Here is a 19,753-nt window from a genome sequence, read left to right on the forward strand (position 1 = left end):
AAATGGGACGGATTCCCTATTGGAACATCAGCTATGGCATTCTGATTGATGCGTTCGCGATTCCGTTTGTCGCGCTTTTTGTTTATGGGATGTATCGCTGGTGGAAACTGATACGCCAGGGAAGGGCCAGAATCAGGCCGGATTTTCCTGGCAAACTGGGTCCGATATATCTCCGTGCGTTATTTACAAAAGGAATTCTGGGGACAAAAATATATAAGAAGCCCTATACGGGCATCGCCCACGGCTGCCTGTTCTGGGGAATGGTTCTCCTGTTTATCGGGACGGCGCTGGTATTTCTTAATGTTTTGTTTGGTGTGCCTGTCTTCAACGGAATCTTTAACCGCTGGTTTATGTCATTTACGCTTGACCTCGCGGGATTGGCCGCACTGGGCGGACTCCTTTTTCTGCTGATCCGAAGAGGCTTTTTTTCGCCGGAAAGATTAACTGTTCCTAAAGAGCGGAACGGATTCATTTCCATTGTCATTCTGCTGGGACTTATTCTTGTTACCGGTTTTCTGGCCGAGGCAGCCAGAATCGCCTATAACGGAACCGATCCGGGAGCATTTGTGGGGAACTGGCTGGCTCAGAACACGCCGCTTGCCCATCTCGCTGCCGGCAGCATTACCCCGGACGTGATTGCCGGAACCTGGTTTCCGCCGCTGTTCGGAGATACGCAGGGCTGGCTTGTTTTTCATCAGTATATGTGGTGGATGCATGGTCTGCTTGCTCTGGCATTTATTGCATATATTCCGTATTCTCCCTTGGTGCATGTTGTCCTGGCTCCGGTCAATGCGGCCCTCGCGGATCCGCTTCCCGGACCCAAAATGGGCGTGATGGATTTCTCCTCTTTTGAAGACGAAGAGGCTGAAGATACACCGCCGCTGGGCGCGGCCAAGCTCACGGATTTCACTTATAAACGACTGATTGATTATACCACATGCCTCTGGTGCGGAAGATGTCATGAAGTCTGTCCTGCTGCCCAGACAGGAAAAACGCTTTCCCCCAAAGGGGTGATGGTCACACTTGCGGAATACCTGCAACAGGGGAAATTAGAGGACGAATCTTTGGTGGACGCGGTCTCCAGTGACGCGGTATTCAGCTGTACCACATGCGCAGCCTGTATGGAAGCATGTCCGGTCTGCATTAATCAGCCAAAGACCATTATGAAACTGCGGCAGCATCTTATTATGGAACGGTCCGAAATTCCCGAACTCATGGGCAAAGCGCACAGCAGCCTTGAACTGAGACAGCATCCCTTTTTCGGAACCGGTGCGGGCCAGAAAGACTGGCGTAAGGACTTGGAAGTCCCGATCTTTGAAGCCGGAAAAACAGAATATCTCTTGTGGATCGGATGCTCAGTCACATATGAGGAACGCGCCCAGAAGATTGCGCGGGAAATGGTGAACATCCTGGACCATGCCGGCGTTTCTTACGGTATTCTTGAAGAAGCACGCTGTACAGGCGATCCTGCCAAACAAATGGGAAACGAGTTTCTGTTTAACGAACTTGCAGAACAGAATATTGAAGAGTTCTCAGAACTCGGGGTAAAGAAGATTATCACCTTATGTCCCCATTGTTATAACAGTTTTGTCCGTCATTATTCCAAACTGGGCGGTGTATATGAAGTCACGCCGCATTCTGTATTTATAAAAGTGCTGATGGAGTCAGGAAAACTGAACCTTACAAAAAGCACAAAAACGATCTGCTATCACGACCCATGTTACCTGGGAAGGCGGAACAACATCCTTGATGAGCCGCGTGAGGTTGTTTCTTCCATCGGAGAACTTGTTGAGATGCCCAGAAACAGAAGAGAAAGCTTTTGCTGCGGCGGCGGCGGCGGCAACTACTGGGCAGAAGAAGAAGGAACGAGAATCAATCAGGTCAGAACCAGAGAAGCACTTGACACAAACGCTGATGTTATTGCCACAGCCTGCCCCTTTTGTCTTCTCATGATCACCGATGGTTCAAAAAAGTTTACAGAAGAGCAGAAGGCGTTTGACATTGCGGAATTGGTCAGTATGCAGTTGAAGGATGATTAAAAAAAGGTGTTAGGTGTTAAGTGTTAGGTGTTAGGTGTTAGATGGTCGGAGCTTATTTTTCCTAACACCTAACACCTAACACTTTCATAGTTGACAAAGCAACAACTTTTAAGATAATGTTTGTCCGAGCAAAAAGAGGGCAGGGTCTTTCCGTATATAAGAAACACTTTGAATATACAAAAAAATATATGGAAAAAACCCTTGCGCTTCTGTGGATAATCTTTTTCTTGAAGTCTATAATTTAAGATAATTTAAAGCGGAGGCAGATATGGGAAAAAAAGTAGGTGTTTTGTTGTCCGGTTGCGGCGTTTTTGACGGGGCTGAGATACATGAGGCTGTTTTAACCCTTCTTTACCTGGATCAGCAAGGGGCAGAGGCCGTATGTATGGCGCCGGATATCCCTCAGGCCCATGTGATCAATCATCTCACACAGGAAGAAATGAATGAGACGCGGAACGTGCTGGTTGAATCCGCCAGGATTGCAAGAGGTGAGATTAAAAACATAAAAGAAGTAAAGAGCAACGATATTGACGCGCTGATTCTGCCCGGAGGATTCGGGGCAGCGAAAAATCTGAGCGAGTTTGCATTCAAAGGCCCCGAAGGGGAAGTAAATCCCGATGTCAGACAACTGGTCAATGACATGGTGAACGCGGGCAAGCCTGTGGGCGCGCTCTGTATCGCACCGGCCACGCTTGGCATGGCCGTAAAAGAAAAAGCCCCGGAAATGACCATCGGAAAAGAAGAACAGGTCATCGGCGCATTGAACGCCATAGGGGTTAAACATAAAGTCTGCGCGGTGGATGAAATCGCGGTGGATGAAAAAAATAAAATTGTGACAACACCCGCTTATATGCTGGGACCTGGTATAAAAGACGTGGCAAAGGGCATAGAGAAGGTGGTCACACAGATTCTCTCCATGATCTGATAAGGCTTTAGGCTTTATCATCAGATATTTTTTGGCTCATTCCTTTCCGTGCCAACCTGAAACTGGAAACTGGAAACTCGGAACAGCGACATAAGTATATATGAAGCTTCTCTGAACATCCGGATAACCGATTTCAAGTTTCCAGTTTCAACTTTCAAAGGAGAACTCTCGTGGTTGATCCCAATATTCTAAAATCCATTCCATTTTTTGAAGAATTATCAGATGAAATGATTGAAAGACTGGTTTCTGTGGCCCAGCTGCAAAAATATGAAACAGGCGATTATCTGAATAAGAGAAAAAAAGCTGCTGATTATTTTTATATCATTCTGGAAGGCGAAATAAGCCTTCAGATGGAAAGTCTCACAGGCAAAACGGTTCGGCTGGAGACAATTTCAGTGGGAGGAGCCATTGGATTTTCATCCTTAATTGAGATGGAGAAAAAGGCATATCTCAGTGATGCAAAAACGTTGACACCGGTTACAGTGCTGCGTTTCCTGGCCGATGATCTCACACTCCTTTTTTATCAGGACTTTGAACTGGGCTTTCTGATTATGAAAAAAATAGCATTGGTTGCAAAACGCAGACTGATGTACAGAACGCATCCGATACCGAAAGTATAGAAATTTGTCCGGGAGCTTAAAAGTCAGGCACACTGTCAGACAGACTTTTTTCCCGTGTTGCAGTCCTTCCCCGCAGATATTGATCTCATCATCTTTTCCGTCATCATAAACAACAAACCCCGTCTGTCCGTCACCTGAATAAGTACCTAACCATAAGTTTTCGATATATTCCCGGGAAAGAAACCCGGGGTTTTTCCCGGAATGATCCGCCTCCGGTGAGGGAAAAACCCGGGCTTTTCCGCGGTTCACGGAAAAAAAGATGTATAAAAAATTTTTGATCGGGTACTTATCACTCGATGATGTTCAAGTTTTTTGACCCGCTTCGATTAAAAACCCTGTCATTCCTGCGAAAGCAGGAATCCATTCTGGGCAGAGGCCACGCTTCCGGAAGCAGTGGATTCCTGCTTTCGCAGGAATAACAAAAAAACTTGATTATCGAGTATAAAAAATTTTTGATCGGGTACTTATCATTCAACTCACAGGTTCTCTTATGGGACTTACCCCCGAAATCCAGGAAAAAGCGGATGAATTTTTATTTAAGGCTTGCGGCAAACATTGGGATGAAATGACAAAAGATGACTGGATTGACCCAACAATATGGGAGACATTCATGGCTGATACTGTTCGGAATCAGAGGGGGGAGTGTCGCACAAATTACATGCGTCAAAAAAGGCGATGGGGTCTGCCAGTATCATATTACCTGGTAAAAAATAGTGTTTAGTGTTTAGGTGTTATATTCCTGCATAACACTTAAACACTTAAACACTTAAAATCAGACAAAAGAACTTACTTCTTATTTATTCTTGTCTTTATATTCCTGAATGGCCGTGTAAACCCGTTCCGGTGTGAGCGGCAATTCCCAGATTCTCACACCGATGGCGTCATAAACAGCGTTGAGGATGGCGGGGATGGTGGGCATGATCGCACCCTCTCCGACCTCTTTGGCACCAAAAGGTCCGTTGGGTTCATCGCTTTCCACGATGATGGTCTCCATATTGGGCATATCCAGAGCCGTGGGGATTTTGTACTCTGCCAGATCGGAATTAATGACTTTTCCCTTGTCATCAATCTTGACCTCTTCATACATGGCCTCACCCACTCCCATGGAGAGAGACCCGTGCATCTGGCCTTCCACGGATGTGCGGTTGATGGCACGGCCGCAGTCATGTGCGTCGGTCATTTTATCAATCGTGACTTTGCCGGTCCCTTCATCCACGGTGACTTCCACGATCTGTGCGGAACAGCCGTAAGCCGGAGAGGTCCCCACTGCAGCGCCTTTGAACTTGCCGCCAAGCTGCTGCGGTCTGTACTTACCGGTTCCCACGATGCTTCCTTTGGCAAGATACGCGATACGGGATGCTTCTTTAAAGGAGAGTTCGTCTCCCTCTTCCGGATTATCGGTCCAGCCGCGGTGTTCTTTGATGTAACGGACTCGCATTTCACTGAAATCCGGTTTATCTTTTTTGAAGATGACCACGCCCTTCTTGATATCCATATCTTCCGCGGGAATCTTCAGTTCTTCCGAAAGCACCGCCAGCACCTGCTGTTTCACATCTTCGGCTGCTTCCTTCACCGCATGGCCGGTCATGAGGGTCTGCCGGCTGGAATACGCACCCAAGTCAACACCGAAATCTGTGTCACCGGATTCCACTCTCACGCTGTCCAGCGGAATGCCCAGGGCCTCGGCCGCGATCATGGAGAAGGTCGTCTCACATCCCTGGCCGATCTCAGCGCATGCGGTATAAAGCAGGGCTGTTCCTCCGTCCTCGGTCAGTTTGATATAAGCGGTGCTGTGATAGGTCTCAGAGCGATAGATGGGATATCCCGCGCCGGAAACGAAAAACCCGCAGGCCATACCAATGCCTTTACCCTTGGGCAGGCTATTTTTCTTGTTGTTCCAATCAGAACCTTCTCTTACAGCCTCAATACATTCCTTCATCCCCAGGCTGCTCATGTTGAGATCGTTACAGGTGGTGTCTCCCGCAACCATCATATTCTTCAGCCGCATTTCCAGGGGATCCATTTCCAGCTCTTCCGCGATCATATCCAGCTGCTGTTCCCAGCAGGCTCTGGCAGCCACACCACCGTGACCCCGCTGTGCGCCGCAGGCAGGCTTGTTGGTGTAAATCCGGTACCCGTCATATTTCATGTTGGGCATTTTGTAAGGTCCCCCGAGCAGGGAACCTGCGTAATATACTGTGGCAATTCCGAAGCTTGAATATGCGCCGCCGTCCAGATAGCATTGGTGTTCCAGTGCCATGATGGTACCGTCTTTTTTCACACCGGTTTTCATGGTATGTGTGAACTGATGGCGTGCGCGGCCGAACATGAAGACCTGTTCTCTGGAATAGTTCATCTTCACCGGCTTTCCGGTTTTCATGGAAAGGAGACATGAGATGATTTCCATGGGGTTGGTCCCGGCTTTGATGCCGAATCCTGCGCCCACATAAGGCTTGACAACTCTGACTTTTCCCACAGGAAGCTTGAGAACCATGGCCAGAATTCTCTGAACATAATGGGGAACCTGGGTGGAAGTGTACAGCGTCAGGTTGCCCAGAAGATCATAATTGGCAAGACAACCCTGGGTTTCGATAAACGCCGCATCCTGGCGTTTATTCTTAAACGTCGTTTCTTTAATGATGTCGCATTCTTTGAATGCGGCTTCCACGTCCCCGAATTCCTGATGCACTTCCGCACATAAATTTCCGGGATATTTATCGTGAAGCACCGGAGCGCCTTCGGCCATAGCTTCATCAATGGTCAGCACGATGGGAAGGTCCTCATATTCCACTTTTATGAGAGAAACAGCTTCCAAGGCTGTCTCAAGGTCTGTGGCGGCTACTGCGGCAATCTCGTCTCCCACGTATCTTACTTTGTCGTGGCAGAAAATGGTTTCATCATACCGGGCAGGGCTTACGCCGTACTGAACCAGGCCAGCTTCTTTGGAAGTGATAACCGCTTTCACCCCCGGAAGTTTTTCCGCTGCCGACGTATCAATATTAACGATTTTCGCATGGGCCACCGGGCTTTGCAGAATTGCTCCGTACAGCATCCCCGGCATACTCATATCGTCCACAAAAACTGCCCGACCTGTGGCTTTGGCAGGGGCATCCACTTTGGGGGCTCTGCTATTAATCACGTCATATTCGCTCATTTATTTTCTCCTATATCAGTTGATAATTGATAATTGATAATTGATAATTGATAATTAATAATTGATAATTTTCAATTTTCAATTTTCAATTCTTTACTGATTACTTGTTCACTGATTCTACGGCTTCTACGATTTTCTGGTATCCTGTGCATCGGCAGAGGTTTCCTGATATGGCGCTTCGGATTTCAGCTTCGTTCGGGTTGGGATTGCGATCCAGCAGGGTTTTTGCGGAAAGGATCATGCCGGATGTACAGAATCCGCACTGAACCGCGCCCTTTTCCACAAAGGCTTCCTGAACCGGGTCAAGTCCGTCCTCTGTTTCCAAGCCCTCAATGGTCGTGATATTTCTCCCCGCGGCCTGCATGGCCAGCACAAGGCATGAGTTGACTGGTTTCCCGTCCATGATCACTGTACACGAGCCGCAGTCTCCTGTCTCGCATCCCTTTTTGGTCCCGGTCAGGCCGATATCATAACGGATCACGTCCGTCAGGGTCTGATTCGGCTCGACAGCCACTTCATATTCTTTGTCATTAATAGTCAGATTAATGAGTTTTTTCATTTAAATTAATCTCCTTCTGAGAATTTGGGAAGTTGGGAATTTGGTATGTTCGGTAAGTTCGGAAGTTCATTCCCCGGTTTCCCAATTATCCGCGATCTTTTGCTTCTTTCAGGGCAATGCCGAGGGTTCTTTTTGTCAGCACACCGACCATAGCTTTCTTATACTGTGCGGAGCCTCTGAAGTCATCAATAGGGGTACAGTCTCCCATGGCAGCCTCACCGGCCTTTTCAAACAGTTCATCCGAAGGTTTTTCGCCGATGAGAAGTTTTTCAGCAGACGACGCTCTCAGATGCGTCGGGCCTACGCATCCCATCACGACCCGTGCGGACTGAATGGTTCCGTCCGGACCGTCCAAAGCAATATAAGAAGCGACATTTACCAAATTACAATCCTGAGCCTGCCGAATGCCCAAGTTGATATAACCGGCTCCCGCGTGGGGAGGCGGAACATCCACACGGATCTCCGTGAGAATCTCGTCAGGCTGTATTTCGGTCACTCCGGGTCCCTTGAAAAAGCTATCCAGGGAAACTTCTCTCTCACCGGAACTCTTTGTCAGAACCACTTTTGCATCGTAAACCATGAGAGAAGGGGGAAGATCAGCCGCGGGCCGGGCTGTTCCCAAATTTCCGCCAATGGTGGCACGATTTCGCACCAGAGGAGATCCCAGTGCGCGGGCACCTGTCCGCAAAGCACTCAGTTTCTTACCGATTTCTTCCGATTCAGTGATCTCCGCAACCGTAAAACAGGCCCCGATTTTTACGGTGCTGTCTGACAAATCCAGTTTTTTAAGATCGTCAATTCTTGAAAGGGAAACCACATGATTCGGCGATATGACCTTGTGTTTCATGTTGACCATCAGGTCTGTACCGCCCGCAATCAGCCTGGCTTCTGAGCCGAATTCTGCCATCATCTGGCAAGCTTCCGCTATTGTTGCAGGCTCATGAAAATCAAACTTGGGTAAAAGCATTTTTTTCTCCTTGTCTTTTTGTATGAAAATAACGAGTTTTTTTCTGAACTCATTACGGGCATATTAAAAGTTAAGAGGGATAATAGAATTATAGAAAAATTAACCTACCAAATTAATAGCTACAATTTAGCTATTTAGCTATTTTTTGTCAATACAAAAACCATCTGAGCTATATTTTTTTTGTATTTATGAAAAAATTTCTTTTCGTATATATATAAATACAATGAAAACAATATGATATAAAACATTAAGACGTAAAATTACATGACAGACATATCCTTATGAAATAACAAATCTATCAAAATTAATTGGCTCAGATATTACCTCTGTTTATGGGTTCGTATTTATTTTCGAGGAAGCAAAAAAAACTGATTTTATCAGAACGGAAAAAGGGAGTCTGTGACTGTTGTCATAGAAGGGCAAAAAAAATCCGTTTTATTTCTCTGCCACCCTGACAGTGTGACAGTCTCAGCAGAGATGAAAGATTGTTTAATTTCTCCACGAATTTCTCCACCGATTGCAGGAGGGAATGCTGGCCTGCCATGCAACCGAGAATAAGGAAACTATTTTTTTGTGTAAAAAGCAGCTTCTGTATATTTCAGTAAAAAATAAAACTGTTTCATTTTATGGAAATCGTTTTTTTTGAGTAAAATTCAGATATCGGGTATGTCAGTTTTAACTAAAGTTTATCGGCTTTATAATTCTACCTATTGTATTTTCAGTGGGTTACGGACCATATTTCAGGCAATTTTAATGCAAGTTACTTATTTTAAATGATATATTAATATTTGCTTATTTTACGGACAGTTAAATTTGAAACAGCCCCGGATGAAAATCCTGAGATTTTCCTCCGCCTTTTTCGTCCGGCGGACTTCGAATTACTCATACTTTACTTACAACACACGGTGTTTTATAAAAATATCTTTTATTTACAATAACATATTTATGATATGGCAGCAAGTATGAGCAGTAATCATAAAAATTTGTCGGAAAGCCGAAAATTTTCTCTCAGATGTCCGAATTATGCCATGGCTGATCCGATAAAATTTCAACCTTATGATTTAATTATATTAAAAAATAAAAACAAATATTATCAGAAACTTGCATCAAATCTGCCTAAAATATGACCTGTAAATTGTTGATAATACAACAGGTAGAATTAAAAACCTGTTATACTTTAGAGTTTTAAGTACCCGATCAAAAGTTTTTTATACATTTTTTTTCTGCGAACGGCCGAGAAACCCGGCTTTTTCCTTCAGAGCCGGCGAATCATTCCGGAAAAAAAGCCGGGTTTCTTCCCCGGGCAAATATCGAAAACTTATGGTTAGGTACTTATAATTTTCTGGTTAAAAAAAGGTGTGTCCCTCATTTTAGGCGATTTTTTGGAAAAGAACACACCCGGCATATCTCAGTTCAGTTCGCAGTTCAGCGTTTAGGCAGTGTGAGACTGCCTAAACGCTGAACTGCGAATTGAAAAATGTGCGGTGCGGTGCGAGACCGCCTAAACGCGGAACTGCGAACTGAAAAATATGCGGGTGTGTTCTTTCCGGAGATCGCCTAAAACAGGCAATGCGATTATATCAGATTATCGGCAGATTGTTGTCAAAGAGAACCGCTTAATTCAGGTGAAATTAAATCAATGAGTCGGACAGTACCGGGTATATTTTTTATTTGGTGTTCCCTAAGCAGATATGCTTACACTAAGTACCTGGGGTGATGAAAATTAGCTATATTCAGAGAGATTTCTTTTATAAAAATGTTGTGATTTTTGTTCCGTCATATGATTGTGTTTTAAACTGACTTATGATATTATCTGCCAGTTTGTATAAAATAAGAAAAAAAGGAGGGCAAAAAAAATGAGAGATGCGCAAAACGGAGAAAAAATTTATAAAAGCCCCCGAAGAAAGCTGGTCAGATTTTTTGAGAAAAGTCGCGATCAGTGGAAAGAGAAATGCCGTTACGCCAGGGTGAGGAACAAACGTCTCAGCAACAGAGTCCGTTTTCTGGAAAAAGGCAGGGAGAAACTTAAAAATCAGGTGAGATATCTCAGGGCGGAACTTGCCCGGATAAAATCGGAGGAACGGAAAAGAGAGAAAGAGTATGAGACATTGAAAAAAAAAGATGACGGGAAGGCAGATATGCCGGGATATGCCGAGGAGTTTGACATTTTTCCTTCCGGCCACAGTTATTCTGTTGCCCACATTTTCCTCTTTGTCTCTCTGGTTCTGTCATCGGCGACATGTCTCCGGGGCGCGGCCCGCGCCATTGAGATATTCATCTCGTTCCTCCGTCTTCCGATGTCTTCTCCGTCATGGTATTCCGGCAGACTGTGGCTGCTCCGCCTGGGATATTACAAGCTCACAAGACCGAAGACGAAGGCGGCGAAGTGGGTATGGATAGTCGATCACACGATTCAGATCGGAGCGGAGAAGTGTCTGGTGATCCTCGGCATCCCTCTTTCCTCTCTGCCATGCCCCGAAAGATACGTCAGCCATGAGGATGCGGAGCCGATTTCCCTGCTTCCGGTGACAAAATCGGACGGAGAGATCGTCTGGCAACAGCTCGAACATGCCGCGAAAATAACCGGAGTACCGAGAGAAATCATAGCGGATCGCGGAACTGACCTGAAATCGGGAATCGGCAAATTTTGCGGGAAGCATGAGGAAACCTGTTTCATATATGATATAAAGCATAAGACCGCCGCCGTTCTGAAATGCGAACTCGGGAATGACAGTGAATGGTCGGAATTTGCAGCGTCGGCGTCGCAGACGAAGAAGGAAATTCAGCAGACGGCCCTGGCTCCGCTGTCGCCTCCGTCTCAGAGAACAAAATCGCGGTACATGAATACGGATATCCTTATTAACTGGGGACGGAACATGCTCATCTTTTTTGAAAAACAGGAGACGGAGACAAGTGAGGACTATGATCCTGAAAAAGTTGAGGAGAAACTGGGATGGGTGAGAGGTTATGAGAAGCAGATCGGGGAATGGGAGGAAATTCTCCGCCTTGTGAAAACTGCGGAAAGTTTTGTGAGAAAGGAAGGTATCTGTAGCGGAACTGCCCGTGAACTCGGGGAGCTTCCGGATTTTCAGGCCCGCACGGACCGTTCCGAGAAAATACGCAGAGAACTTCTTGTTTTTGTGGCGGATGAGGGACTGAAAGTCAGACCCGGCGAGCGGCTCCTCGGAAGCAGCGAGGTGATCGAATCGGTATTCTGCAAACTGAAAAGGATGGAACAGGATCAGGCAAAAAGCGGTTTCACATCGCTTCTGCTCAGTGTCGCCGCCATGGTTTCCGTGACGACTGCCGAAGTTGTTCAGAAAGCCATGGAAAAAATTCCCACGAAAAAAATTTCCGAATGGTGCGGAAAATTTCTTGGAAAATCCGTTCAGACGAAAAGAAGAGAGGCATTCTCATCTCCCAAAAAAACGGAACAAAAATGGGATCGGTTTCAGGATGCTGCATGAAGCTTCTTTTCATCAGACTAGTTCCGATGCCAGTTCTCTGTTTTTTCGGTCCAGCCATTTCATATTATCCCGATGTTCCTGCGGGCAGCACTTGGCGGGCCATAACGGTAATTTCCGTTCTGCACCTTTCATCAGTTCCCTCTGACACTCCGACACAATCCTCTGAAGCGCGGAAAGGAAGGATTTTCGCACTGCCCTCTGAAGATCATGATTGACAGGCTCGCCGCCGCTCCTGATCTTGGTAATAATATGACAAATCGCGTGATCATTCAGATTTCCCGCCGCGATATCCACAACAAACGCTGCTGCCACACCTGCCGCAGTGATACCGTCCACCATTCTGACACCTCCTTGTTTTTTAAGGGTATTTATCGCTCTTACACATCTGTCTGTATCATCTTTTACAGAATCAGTCAATTATGCAGTATTAATGAAAACTTTGTTGACAGTATTCCAAGTCTGGATATAGCCCCATATTTATCAAACATATCCCGAAGGTTATATGGCTGATATCCAAAACTGGAACACTCCCAAAGTACAGGGAAGAGAGATAAGAAAAGGAAAAAATTCCTCTTCTTATCTTATTTCCCTGTACTTTTGTTCTTGTCTTGTTTCAACAAAAATGCTATTAAGCGTAAAAGGGTAGTGTTCTAAAACTGGACTTGAACCGATATTTCCTAAATTGATTCAAATGGTTAAGATTTTTAGCTCCAGTTTTGGAACACTACCCGTAAAAGTACAGGGAAGTCGGATAAGAAAAGGAAAAAAATTCCCCTTCCTATCTGCTTCCCTGTACAATGCCAGAAACTCTGAACGAAAAATTATCCAAACCCTCATGGGAATGGTTGTCTTTGAAAAGGGAAAACCTGACAAGACTTCATATCGGAAATACAAAATCAGAACCGTCACAAAACAAGATGACTACGCTTATATGGCCGAAGTCCTGAAAACACGGTATGGCAAAGGAGAAAAATCAGACCTCCGGCCCGATCTTCTGCTGGTTGACGACAGCAAGGGGCAGTTGAATATTGCTGTGTCGGTCCTGAAAGAACTGAATATTGAGGGAGAATTTGAGGTGATCGGCATTGCCAAAAAAGCTGAGAAAAACGGAGAAACCGAGGATAAAATTTACAAACCCGGAAGAGCCAATTCTGTAAATATGGCAGAGAAAATGACCTGCTTTTCCTGCTTCAGCGGATAAGAGATGAAGCCCATGGTTACGCGCTTTTCACCGCAAACGCTGCAAGCAAACCGCCATCATTTCCGTTCTTGATACGGTTCCGGGAATCGGCAAAAAACGAAAACAGACGCTCCTTCAACACTTCGGGAACATCCAAAATATTCGGACAGCAACACCCGAAGAAATCAGCAGGCTTTCCGGAGTGAATCACAAGCTGGCGGAAGCGGTGAAAGAAAAATTGAAAACAGAGAATTAAGTACCTAACCCTCGATGTTCAAGTTTTTTTGTCATTCCTGCGAAAGCAGGAATGACAGGCTTTTTATTCGAACCAGGTCAAAAAACTTGATCATCGAGTAACCATAAGTTTTTGATATTTGCACGGGAAAGAAACCCGGCTTTTTCCCCGGAATGATCCGCCGCCCCTGAAGAAAAAAGCCGGATTTCTCCGCTGTTCACAGAAAAAAAATGTATAAAAAACTTTTGGTCGGGTACTTACTTAACTCGATGATCAGGTTTTTTTCTGTCATTCCGTTCGGCGTGAACTCAGACTTCTGCGGACTCAGTCGGATCGTCGGACGAAATGACAGGCTTTTTGTCCGAAATGGGTCAAAAAACTTGATCATCGAGCGTGAAATACTAAATTTGAAAATATGAAAAAAAAACTTCTCATCACCGGTGCCAGCGGTTTTCTGGGCTGGAACATATGTGTGAACGCGGCTTCGGAATGGCATGTGTTCGGCGTGTGCAACACGAATTCTGTAAATGTGGGACGCGTAACGAGTATAAGACTGAATCTCATTGATTATGCGGAACTCAGAAATGTGTTTTCCGATATTCGGCCCGATGCGGTGATACATGCGGCCGCTTATTCCCAGCCGAATTACTGCGAGCGTAATCCTTTGGAAACACGAAAAGTAAATGTTGAAGTTCCGTCAAACATAGCAGGGTTATGCGCTGATTTCAGGGTCCCCTGTGTATTCACCTCGTCTGACCTTGTTTTTGACGGACTGAAACCGCCTTATGCCGAGACAAGCGAGGTAAATCCGATATGCGTGTACGGTGAACAAAAAGCTGAGGCAGAAGAGGCAATGTTGCGGCGTTATCCTGAGACGGCGATATGCCGGATGCCGCTCATGTTCGGATATACAGAAGGGGCAGGCAAAAGTTTTGATCCGCAGATGATACGCACTCTGCTTGAAGGAAAACGCATTCGGCTCTTTTCGGACGAATACCGGACACCAGTGGATTCCGAAAGCGCGGCAAAGGGACTGCTCCTCATGCTCAGTAAAGTGAGAGGAATCATTCATCTGGGCGGGCGCACCCGTATTTCAAGATATGAGATGGGACAGATCGTTGCAAGGCTTCTCAATATTGACAAATCGCTGATCAAACCTGTACTTCAGAACGACATTTCCATGCCTGCGAGGCGTCCTCCGGATGTCTCACTTGTCAGCTCAAAGGCTTATACCATCGGCTATGATCCTCACGATATTGAAGCCGCTTATCAGGAGATACTCATCAGATCAAAATTTTTATCCGGAGTGCAAAAATAGAGCGAAGCGGTTTTTTGCATCACCCGGCTGACCGAATTTTTTTTATCCGGAGTGCAAAAATAGAGCGAAGCGGTTTTTTGCATCACCCGGCTGACCGAAATTTTTTTTTCCGGAGTGCAAAAATAGAGCGAAGCGGTTTTTTGCATCACCCGGCTGACCGAAATTTTTTTTTCCGGAGTGCAAAAATAGAGCAAAGCGGTTTTTTGCATCACCCGGCTGACCGAAATTTTTTTTTCCGGAGTGCAAAAATAGAGCGAAGCGGTTTTTTGCATCACCCGGCTGACCGAAATTTTTTTTTCCGGAGTGCAAAAATAGAGCGAAGCGGTTTTTTGCATCACCCGGCTGACCGAAATTTTTTTTTCCGGAGTGCAAAAATAGAGCAAAGCGGTTTTTTGCATCACCCGGCTGACCGAAATTTTTTTTTCCGGAGTGCAAAAATAGAGCGAAGCGGTTTTTTGCATCACCCGGCTGAACGAAATTTTTCTATCCGGAGTGCAAAAATAGAGCGAAGCGGTTTTTTGCATCACCCGGCTGACCGAATTTTTTTTATCCGGAGTGCAAAAATAGAGCGAAGCGGTTTTTTGCATCACCCGGCTGACCGAAATTTTTTTTTCCGGAGTGCAAAAATAGAGCGAAGCGGTTTTTTGCATCACCCGGCTGACCGAAATTTTTTTTTCCGGAGTGCAAAAATAGAGCAAAGCGGTTTTTTGCATCACCCGGCTGACCGAAATTTTTTTTCCCGGAGTGCAAAAATAAAGCGAAGCCATTTTTTGCATCACCCGGCTGACCGAAATTTTTTTTTCCGGAGTGCAAAAATAGAGCGAAGCGGTTTTTTGCATCACCCGGCTGACCGAAATTTTTTTTTCCGGAGTGCAAAAATAGAGCGAAGCGGTTTTTTGCATCACCCGGCTGACCGAAATTTTTTTTTTCCGGAGTGCAAAAATAGAGCGAAGCGGTTTTTTGCATCACCCGGCTGACCGAAATTTTTTTTCCCGGAGTGCAAAAATAGAGCGAAGCGGTTTTTTGCATCACCCGGCTGACCGAAATTTTTTTTTCCGGAGTGCAAAAATAGAGCGAAGCGGTTTTTTGCAATTTAAGTCTGTCCCTGATAATCATTAAAAGCAAACCCTATGACAGTGACATCATCCTGTCTTTCATTCTCTCCCTGGTATTCATTGAAAGTCTGGAGAAGCATTTCTCCCTGCTTTTCAAAACGCTCCCTGCTGATTTGCTCTGCGAGATTTCTGAAACGTCTGGTGCCGAACCGACGGTTCTTTTCTCCGCCCAGCTGATCAATAAACCCGTCGGTCAGCATATAAAAGCTCATTCCTTGTTCAATACTGATGGTCTGGTTTGTGAAGTTAAAATCTGTATTGGATTTTCGATATCCGAGACTTTGTCTGTCCCCCTTGATAATATGTGATGTATCATTGTGAACATAAACTAAAGGCAGTCTTGCCCCGGCAAATACGAGGGTTTTTTCTTTTGTGTTTACAAGACAAATCGCAGCATCCAGACCATCATCGGAAACAGCATATTCTGTATCCTGCTGGAGAGATGTCTTGACCGTAAAATTCAGTTGTTTAAGGACCTGGGCAGGGTCATGGCACTTTTCGTTTCTTATAATTCTTGTCAGTCCCGAAGACGCTATCATCGTCATAAAAGCTCCGGGAATGCCATGTCCGGTGCAATCGAGAACAGCAATGACAAAACCGTCATCAAAGGAATCCGTGAAAAAAATATCTCCGCTGACGATATCCCTGGGCATCCATACGAAAAAGCTGTCAGGAAGATAAATCTTAATCATGTCCAGGTTTGTGAGCATGGACCGCTGAATCATTTTGGCGTACTGAAGACTGTCCATAATCTTCTTATTGGCTTCCTCGACTTTTTCGAGCGTCTTGTTTAATTCGGCCGTGCGTTTTTCCACCAATTCCTCAAGATGATAATGATGCTCGCTGATGGTTTCCAGCATGTCATTAAAGGCAAATCCCAGTTCCGCTATTTCATCTCCGGAACCAGAGGAGAAACGTGCCTGATCATTTCCGGATTTAATTTCTGTCACAACCTCCGACATCTGCCTGATCGGATTCACAATGGTTTTGGCAATAATATTGATAATGACTAATAGTAAGATAAACGCGATACCTGCGGAAACCAGAAACCAGAGATGCAACGTGTCCCGCAGCCGTTTTCCGGTTGATATTGCCTTTGTTGAAAGTTTTTCCGCACTCTGGGATATATTCGAAAACAGACCTGTCAGCCCCATGCTGATCTCATCCAGTCTTTTGTAAATCAGCCGCATTTCTTTTTCCAGCATGAAATCACGGGTAGCGGAATGTTCGAGATTTGCGAAATCGGATTCCACCCGGGCATTCATAAGGTTTTGCTTCTTAAACTTCTCTTTTAATAATTCAAAGACAGTTCTGAAGGCCTGATATTCCGGATCCCCCCGGTTTTTCTGGTGATTTGCTGTAAATTGTTCGATGCTGCCAAGTAATCTGTAAAAATCAGCCTCGTTGTTCGCCTGAATAACAGAAGCCAGGGCATTATAACTCGAGTCCGTCTGAATCCGGTTTGCCTTCTGATCTGCCTCATACTGCATGAGCTGGTCAAAAGCGTTTTTGTATTCGACAATCAGACGGAATATCTGAAGGGTTTTCCCTGATAACTGCTCTGTAAAAAGTTTCGGATTAAGGAGCAGCAGTCTTTTTTTAATCTTTTCAATGGTGATTCCGAACTGCTTTTCCGCGTTCGGATGGTTCCGGGTGTTAACGACTTTTTCCCAAAACCTCAGCTCCCAGAAATCTTTTTCTAATTTTTTGATATCCTTGTTTATGGTTGCATATACCTGCACAGTTTCCGAACTGGTCCTGAGCTTATTGAGGAATACGGCAAGTTCGGCATATCCGACGCAAACCAGAAGAATCAGAACCCCTACGATAATATGAAATTTCTGTTTTATACTCTTAAACAAAACCATCTTTTTAATCGTCAGTTTTCAACTCTCAGTTTAAGAAATTGGTTTAGTAAAATCTCAATTGCCTTGTTCATTGCTTTTGAATCTTTAAATTTTGAGACAAAAAGCGGCGACCATCTGTAATAAAGCCTGATAAACACTCTTCCCAAATGATAATTCTTTAATATTGTATCTCTGAATTTTCTCAGTGCCAAAACCTCGGGCGATTCACTGTCACCATAAACCATGGTAGCAATATAACAGCATTTTTCTTTCTCATCGGACAATGCCTGCTGATGTTTATCAGCGGAACCGGACGTCCGGAGCGCATTCATTATTTCATGTTCTCTTTTATGATGCAGGAATTCATTATTTTTGTCATATTTTTCTTTTATCTGAGGTGTCATGTCCAGCGTGCCGATGTCTTTCATCACGTTTATTGTCTTTTCATATGCTTTGGTCCGGCTGGCATATGCCATACATAAATCCGACGCATTGTTTGCCACAGCACTGCTTAATTTTAAATACTCAGGGTTGTCTGATCCGAGATATTCTTTGATTATGATCAGTTTATATATACAACGCTCAAACAGATTTTGAACAATAATCGGCAGTTCATGAAGTTCCGAGGCTGAAATTGTCTCTGAAAGGCTGCTTAATTGTTCTGCAATGTCGTCACCAAGGATCTGTATTTCCTTTTGCAGCTCTCTTTCAGACTTTGCTTTTATCCAGGTTTCCATGACTGAGCAATTTTCTTTAATTCTGCTCTTAATTCTTTCACCCGCGGCCACAGATGCGCTGTACATTGCAATTGTTAATGCCTTTTTCCCGGGATAATGAGCCGCACCCTGTTTTATTGATGTATTGAAATAATCAATCGCACATTGGAGTATTTCATTTGCCAGCTGATCAGCAATGATCTGATATTGAAACGCGGACGCTCCCGGATATCCCGCGTTTTGAATATGTCTGAGTTCTTTAAATATCACACGCTTCAGATAAGTCAAATCGTTCCGGGTATTTTTATAAAGCTTTTCCCCGTACTGATCCGAATGAAAGGCATTCTCTGTTCTTTGTTTCCTGATTTTTTCAATTTCGGTTTCAATGCGTCGGATCGGCCTATCTGTAAATTTCCCAGTCAGATAAGAGACAATTTCATCAGGAAAGGACGTGAAACTGTGCAATAATGCCTGTATGGTGATCCTGTCTGTTTTATCCGGATAGTTTTGGAAAAACCGAAATACTTCATCAGCAAAAGACTTGTTTATTTTTTCTTTATCCAAGGAACAGTCCGCCCCTGCGACAGCGCGGACATACGCTTCTGACAGATCATTATTGAATACGTTACCGCCAAGGTTTATCCCTTTTAAAAAAAAATCCTGTTTTATGGGAGACGGGAGATGATCATTCGCGGCCAGTCCCAGATATAACACGAAAAGGTTTCTGATATTTGAATAATTTTCAGAGGATATGTTTCCGACATGAACACATTGCGCCCATACATCTGCGGCTTTTTCAACGTCGCCGTTCTTTAACAAATCAAAAGCCACTTTGTCCGCATTGTTATGTTTCCAGAACCAGAACAGGGCATGAAATATTTTGTTTTCAGGCTGTTCAATACGAGCGGAGGCTTCCCTGATTGTTTCAGGAGTTCTTTGAAAACTCGAAAGAAAAAGAAAATCCGTATCATAAGTTTTGGATTTACCCATCTCAGCAAAAATGGTCAGATCAGATATTCTTTTTGTGATCTCTCTTTCCGAAGCTGTGACAGGCAAACCTAAAATGCGGAAAGGGTTGTTCAGAATAAAATTCATTTCAGAAAGTTACGTTTAGAAATCAAAAAAACAGCCTGCATTTTTGGGGGAGCATTTTTTTCTGGAAAACGCACAAAGGCTAAAAAAAACAGGTCATATTCCCAAATCGGTTTTATAAGCATATTTATTTAATTGTTTAAAATGGTTATATGGATTTATGTCCAAAACTGACACACTGCTGTTATTTTATTACAAATTTAAAATTATGTCAGAATCAGAAAAATTTTGCAAGCATTTTCCATGTGTTGGTTGATTTTTCCCAGCAGTCCTGCCTGTGTTCATGTGCGGGGAAGTCCGTTGAAATGCCCGGCATACGCCTGTCTGAGCAATTCCTCAGTTGCGATGGCTTTTGCGTGTTTACTCGTACAGATAACAAAGGTGATGCGATGGTTCGGCGGTCTTCGGAATGATAAGTACCTGTGCAAAAATTTTTTACACTCATAACCAAATTTTTTTGTCATTCCTGCGAAAGCAGGAATCCATTTCTGGCAGATACCGCACTTCCGGGAGCTATGA

15 protein-coding genes are annotated in these 19,753 nt (G+C 44.6%); 7 read left to right on the forward strand and 8 right to left on the reverse strand.

Going from position 1 to position 19,753, the window contains the following annotated elements:
• The first annotated feature begins 2 nt into the window (after window positions 1-2).
• The 3 genes from dnm_RS27470 (at window position 3) to dnm_RS27480 (ending at window position 3,584) form a co-directional block, all read left to right on the forward strand.
• Window positions 3-2,039 (forward strand): heterodisulfide reductase-related iron-sulfur binding cluster, encoded by a 2,037-nt coding sequence (locus tag dnm_RS27470; protein WP_207680074.1) that lies wholly within the window; start codon window positions 3-5, stop codon window positions 2,037-2,039.
• A gap of 268 nt (window positions 2,040-2,307) precedes the next feature.
• On the forward strand, window positions 2,308-2,964 hold the full coding sequence (gene elbB, locus dnm_RS27475; RefSeq protein WP_207680075.1) for an isoprenoid biosynthesis glyoxalase ElbB: 657 nt from the start codon (window positions 2,308-2,310) through the stop codon (window positions 2,962-2,964).
• A gap of 170 nt (window positions 2,965-3,134) precedes the next feature.
• Complete coding sequence (locus dnm_RS27480) at window positions 3,135-3,584, forward strand: Crp/Fnr family transcriptional regulator (RefSeq protein WP_207680076.1); 450 nt, start codon at window positions 3,135-3,137, stop codon at window positions 3,582-3,584.
• Between the two features lie 793 nt (window positions 3,585-4,377).
• On the opposite strand, the gene dnm_RS27485 is transcribed toward dnm_RS27480, so the two are convergent.
• The 3 genes from dnm_RS27485 to dnm_RS27495 form a co-directional block, all read right to left on the reverse strand.
• Window positions 4,378-6,738 carry a xanthine dehydrogenase family protein molybdopterin-binding subunit gene (locus dnm_RS27485; protein ID WP_207680077.1) on the reverse strand — a complete coding sequence of 787 codons (2,361 nt, stop codon included), beginning with the start codon at window positions 6,736-6,738 and terminating at the stop codon, window positions 4,378-4,380.
• 100 nt (window positions 6,739-6,838) lie between these two features.
• Window positions 6,839-7,297 carry a (2Fe-2S)-binding protein gene (locus dnm_RS27490; protein WP_207680078.1) on the reverse strand — a complete coding sequence of 153 codons (459 nt, stop codon included), beginning with the start codon at window positions 7,295-7,297 and terminating at the stop codon, window positions 6,839-6,841.
• Window positions 7,298-7,382: 85 nt separating this feature from the next.
• Window positions 7,383-8,264 (reverse strand): FAD binding domain-containing protein, encoded by an 882-nt coding sequence (locus tag dnm_RS27495; RefSeq protein WP_207680079.1) that lies wholly within the window; start codon window positions 8,262-8,264, stop codon window positions 7,383-7,385.
• 1,856 nt (window positions 8,265-10,120) lie between these two features.
• Between dnm_RS27495 and dnm_RS27500 the strand changes: the two genes are divergently transcribed.
• Entirely contained in the window at window positions 10,121-11,731 is a 1,611-nt protein-coding gene (locus dnm_RS27500; RefSeq protein ID WP_207680080.1) for a hypothetical protein, read from the forward strand.
• A 12-nt stretch (window positions 11,732-11,743) separates the two neighbouring features.
• Here the strand turns inward: dnm_RS27500 and dnm_RS27505 are convergent, their stop codons facing one another.
• On the reverse strand, window positions 11,744-12,070 hold the full coding sequence (locus dnm_RS27505; protein ID WP_207680081.1) for a hypothetical protein: 327 nt from the start codon (window positions 12,068-12,070) through the stop codon (window positions 11,744-11,746).
• 352 nt (window positions 12,071-12,422) lie between these two features.
• Between dnm_RS27505 and dnm_RS27510 the strand changes: the two genes are divergently transcribed.
• From dnm_RS27510 to dnm_RS27520, 3 genes are all read left to right on the forward strand, one after another.
• Window positions 12,423-12,932, forward strand: a complete 510-nt coding sequence (locus dnm_RS27510) for a hypothetical protein (RefSeq protein ID WP_207680082.1) — start codon at window positions 12,423-12,425, stop codon at window positions 12,930-12,932.
• Window positions 12,933-13,017: 85 nt separating this feature from the next.
• Complete coding sequence (locus dnm_RS31730) at window positions 13,018-13,167, forward strand: helix-hairpin-helix domain-containing protein (RefSeq protein WP_435051590.1); 150 nt, start codon at window positions 13,018-13,020, stop codon at window positions 13,165-13,167.
• 394 nt (window positions 13,168-13,561) lie between these two features.
• Complete coding sequence (locus dnm_RS27520; RefSeq protein WP_207680083.1) at window positions 13,562-14,464, forward strand: SDR family oxidoreductase; 903 nt, start codon at window positions 13,562-13,564, stop codon at window positions 14,462-14,464.
• On the opposite strand, the gene dnm_RS27525 is transcribed toward dnm_RS27520, so the two are convergent.
• From dnm_RS27525 to dnm_RS27540, 4 genes are all read right to left on the reverse strand, one after another.
• A complete protein-coding gene (locus tag dnm_RS27525) occupies window positions 14,416-15,366 on the reverse strand; it encodes a hypothetical protein (RefSeq protein WP_207680084.1) in 951 nt (316 codons plus the stop codon). The genes dnm_RS27520 and dnm_RS27525 overlap by 49 nt on opposite strands.
• Window positions 15,367-15,557: 191 nt before the next feature.
• Window positions 15,558-17,441: a SpoIIE family protein phosphatase gene (locus dnm_RS27530; protein WP_207680085.1), complete on the reverse strand. Its 1,884-nt coding sequence runs from the start codon at window positions 17,439-17,441 to the stop codon at window positions 15,558-15,560.
• A gap of 17 nt (window positions 17,442-17,458) precedes the next feature.
• The gene (locus tag dnm_RS27535) at window positions 17,459-19,237 is read right to left on the reverse strand and encodes a CFI-box extended C-terminal domain-containing protein (RefSeq protein ID WP_207680086.1); all 1,779 of its coding nucleotides are present in this window, start codon (window positions 19,235-19,237) and stop codon (window positions 17,459-17,461) included.
• 278 nt (window positions 19,238-19,515) lie between these two features.
• Window positions 19,516-19,698 (reverse strand): hypothetical protein, encoded by a 183-nt coding sequence (locus dnm_RS27540; RefSeq protein WP_207680087.1) that lies wholly within the window; start codon window positions 19,696-19,698, stop codon window positions 19,516-19,518.
• Window positions 19,699-19,753: the final 55 nt, after the last annotated feature.

Origin of the sequence: Desulfonema magnum (genome assembly GCF_017377395.1) — a bacterium.
GTDB lineage: Bacteria > Desulfobacterota > Desulfobacteria > Desulfobacterales > 4be13 > Desulfonema_C > Desulfonema_C magnum.

Excerpts from the sequence above, each read along its gene's own strand:
- dnm_RS27470 (WP_207680074.1), top strand. The coding sequence starts at position 3 with ATGGGACGGATTCCCTATTGGAACATCAGCTATGGCATTCTGATTGAT.
- elbB (WP_207680075.1), top strand. The coding sequence starts at position 2,308 with ATGGGAAAAAAAGTAGGTGTTTTGTTGTCCGGTTGCGGCGTTTTTGAC.
- dnm_RS27485 (WP_207680077.1), bottom strand. The coding sequence starts at position 6,738 with ATGAGCGAATATGACGTGATTAATAGCAGAGCCCCCAAAGTGGATGCC.
- dnm_RS27490 (WP_207680078.1), bottom strand. The coding sequence starts at position 7,297 with ATGAAAAAACTCATTAATCTGACTATTAATGACAAAGAATATGAAGTG.
- dnm_RS27495 (WP_207680079.1), bottom strand. The coding sequence starts at position 8,264 with ATGCTTTTACCCAAGTTTGATTTTCATGAGCCTGCAACAATAGCGGAA.
- dnm_RS27500 (WP_207680080.1), top strand. The coding sequence starts at position 10,121 with ATGAGAGATGCGCAAAACGGAGAAAAAATTTATAAAAGCCCCCGAAGA.
- dnm_RS27505 (WP_207680081.1), bottom strand. The coding sequence starts at position 12,070 with ATGGTGGACGGTATCACTGCGGCAGGTGTGGCAGCAGCGTTTGTTGTG.
- dnm_RS27510 (WP_207680082.1), top strand. The coding sequence starts at position 12,423 with ATGGTTAAGATTTTTAGCTCCAGTTTTGGAACACTACCCGTAAAAGTA.
- dnm_RS27520 (WP_207680083.1), top strand. The coding sequence starts at position 13,562 with ATGAAAAAAAAACTTCTCATCACCGGTGCCAGCGGTTTTCTGGGCTGG.
- dnm_RS27525 (WP_207680084.1), bottom strand. The coding sequence starts at position 15,366 with ATGCAAAAAACCGCTTCGCTCTATTTTTGCACTCCGGAAAAAAAAATT.
- dnm_RS27535 (WP_207680086.1), bottom strand. The coding sequence starts at position 19,237 with ATGAATTTTATTCTGAACAACCCTTTCCGCATTTTAGGTTTGCCTGTC.
- dnm_RS27540 (WP_207680087.1), bottom strand. The coding sequence starts at position 19,698 with ATGACAAAAAAATTTGGTTATGAGTGTAAAAAATTTTTGCACAGGTAC.